The organism is Leptotrichia sp. OH3620_COT-345 (assembly GCF_003932895.1).
Classification (GTDB): Bacteria; Fusobacteriota; Fusobacteriia; order Fusobacteriales; family Leptotrichiaceae; genus Pseudoleptotrichia.
In genome coordinates, this window is sequence record NZ_RQYW01000048.1 from 1 (window position 1) to 2,949 (window position 2,949).

Genomic DNA, 2,949 nt, shown 5'->3' on the forward strand with positions numbered 1-2,949 from the left:
AACTTTGAAATAGAAAGTGATAAGCATGAAGTTTTACTGAAAAGAAAGGATGGACCTTCAGCAATTTCTGAAGAAAAATATAGGGAGGGGGTAGAAGAAACGATAAAAAATATATCAAAAAGACCAATAAATAAGAAAGTACAATTTGGAGAAGCAACATTATTAATACCTGAAAATACAATAATAAATTCTAAACAAAGAAATATAGTAGATATGAAAACGGGTTATGGTATCCCTATAATTTTTAGTGAAACTGAAAGATGTTCAAATGTTTTTTATTGTAAACAAATAAAAAAAGAACAGTATTATAAAATATTGTATGATGAAAAGGACTTTGAAATATCAAAAATATCTGAAAAAATAATAAAAGCCAATGGATTTACAAAGACGTGTAATTAAAATTATAATAAAAGACTCCATATTCAAATTGAAAAAATATCTGTTTGTTTTAGTATTTTCTATATTGATAGAATAATAAAGAAACCTCGGTATTCAAAATTTTCCGAATAAATATTTATGAGAGATAAAAAATTTTGTAGTCGATAGCAGGAAGGTGAGGGCGGCAATGAGCCCTCACAAAAAAACTACACAATAATTCTTGAATAAAAATAAAAAAATCGATATAATAAATCAAAAGATAAGGAGAAAAAAAGGACTTTTAACACTAAGTACAGCCGTATTGGCTGAAAATAATATAATAGAATTTAAGGCGGGATTATCTCCTGCTTCAAAATTTGATGTGACACCTTCAAAGGAAACTAAATTTTCTTATGAATTAGGAACTGAATACAGATATCTTGTAACTGAAAATACCGAATTAGGTGTCGGTCTTACATATCAGAATCATGGAAAATTAAAGAAATTTATTGATGTGGAAGACACCAATTTAAGAGTTGAAGTGTCCGATACTGAACTTTATGATTCATTACCTCTTTATGCAACCGTAAAGTATAATTTCAGGAATAATTCCGACATAGTTCCGTATATAAAAGCCGACTTGGGATATTCATTTAATATAAACGGTAATAATCAAAGCAGATATAAAACATACAGTAAAATAACAGGAGCTGTAGTGGATGAAGGTAAATTAAAAGACTTAAAAGCTCAAAACGGAATGTACTGTTCATTAGGAACAGGACTGGTATATAAAGGATTTACCGCAGGACTGTCCTATCAGGTAAATACAGCCAAAATAGAAGGTATAAGATATGACGGTGTAAAAGATAAAGGAAGTGCAAACTTCAGAAGATTCACATTAAGCTTCGGCTATCAATTCAGATTTTAAATTAAAGGAGAGAAGAATAAAGTATGAAGAAAATATTGCTTTTGTTAAGTTTAATAATAACGGTAAACAGTATTACATATTCAGAGGGAAGAATACTTAAAAATGAACTTCCTAAAAATCAGAAAGAATTTTTTGAAGGAGACAGGCTGATAGATTTACAGGAAGAGATAAAAGAAAGTACGGAAAATATAGACACGGAAGGGTTGCCCAAGTTTCTGGTAAAGACAATAATCTTAAAAACTCCGACAAACCATATAAAACCTCTTGTAAATCCTGAAAAGATAAACAGAATAATAAATGAATACAGAAATACGGAAATAAATATAATAGACTTAAAAACATTGGTAAAAAGACTAAATGAAGTATATACTGAAAAAGGATATATAACAACAAGGGTATACCTTGAGCCTGACCAGAACATACAGGGAGGAGTAATAAAACTTGTAGTATTGGAAGGAAAAATAGAAGAAATAGTCCTTGATAAAGATACAAAAAAAGATAGAAGAAAAGTATTTTTTGCTTTTACAAATGAAAAAGGAAAAGTTTTTAATATATCCCATATAGATAACGGGATAGATAACCTTAACAGAGTGGAGTCAAACAGTTCAAAAATAAATATAGTACCCGGAATAAAACAGGGCTATTCCAAAATAGTAATAGAATCAAAAAAAGAAAAGCCTGTAAGACTGGTATTAAATTACGAAGACACTCAAAAAGATAAACAAAAATACAAAACCACAATAGAATATGACAATCTTTCGGGAATAAATGACAATATATATTTATCCTATAGGGGAGATACCGGTAAATTGACAAAAAACAAAAAGAATAAGGACGACTATTCCGAAAGCTACTCTTTCGGATATTCCTTTCCTTTTAAGAGCTGGAATTTCAGTTTATCCTACAGTAATACAAAAGATAAGAGTTTAATATTGGGAAGTGCGTCAAATTACATATTACAATCTGAAAGCGGTCAATACGGATTTAATACGACAAAACTTCTATACAGGAATGCAAATATGAAATTAAACTTAACAATGGGACTTGATATAAAAAGAGAAAGAACATATATAGCAGCTCAAAGACTTGAAACACAGGATAGAAATATAACAGTAGGAAGTATAGGGATAAACGGAATGTTTAAACTTTTTAAGGGAATAATGTCATACGGTTTATTGTATACCAAAGGAATAAAAGGATTCAGGTCAAATGAAGACAATGCCTTTAATGCGGGAACACTACCGACTGAAAGTGTAGAACCTTCAGATAACAGATATGAGTTTGGAAAGGTAAAGCACAAAGCTGGAATTGAGCTATATACTTCCAAGCAGTGAAGGTAAAACAGGACAGTTTATGTATAAGATAAGACCTTATGTGGAAGCGGATTTAGGAAAAGTAAGAAATAATTACAACGGATATGGAGTGAAAAAAGGAAAGATAACGACACTTTCAAGTTATTCACTGGGGGTAAGGTATTACGGAGAAAAGATAACACTTGATACGGGAATATCAAAGACCGATAAGGGAAGAAACTTTACAAAAGCAGAGTCTCACAGAGGTTATGTAACAGTATCGGCAACATTCTAAAAGGAGATAGATATGAAAAAAATAATAATGTTTTTAACCTTGTTACTGTTTGTATTAAGCTGTAACGATTCAGGTCT

4 protein-coding genes are annotated in these 2,949 nt (G+C 30.3%); all 4 read left to right on the forward strand.

The features are described 5' to 3' along the window. The coding region (locus tag EII29_RS11175) for a hypothetical protein (RefSeq protein WP_233573326.1) at positions 1-399 on the forward strand (399 nt) is incomplete at its 5' end. A gap of 199 nt (positions 400-598) precedes the next feature. Further along, positions 599-1,285, forward strand: a complete 687-nt coding sequence (locus EII29_RS11180; RefSeq protein WP_233573327.1) for an outer membrane beta-barrel protein — start codon at positions 599-601, stop codon at positions 1,283-1,285. A gap of 23 nt (positions 1,286-1,308) precedes the next feature. Continuing rightward, positions 1,309-2,619: a ShlB/FhaC/HecB family hemolysin secretion/activation protein gene (locus tag EII29_RS11185; RefSeq protein ID WP_233573328.1), complete on the forward strand. Its 1,311-nt coding sequence runs from the start codon at positions 1,309-1,311 to the stop codon at positions 2,617-2,619. Continuing rightward, positions 2,594-2,872 (forward strand): hypothetical protein, encoded by a 279-nt coding sequence (locus tag EII29_RS12935; protein WP_233573329.1) that lies wholly within the window; start codon positions 2,594-2,596, stop codon positions 2,870-2,872. Before EII29_RS11185 ends, EII29_RS12935 begins: the two co-directional genes overlap by 26 nt. The last annotated feature ends 77 nt before the right edge of the window (positions 2,873-2,949 follow it).

Coding starts and splice junctions, on each gene's coding strand:
- EII29_RS11185 (WP_233573328.1), top strand. CDS start 1,309: ATGAAGAAAATATTGCTTTTGTTAAGTTTAATAATAACGGTAAACAGT.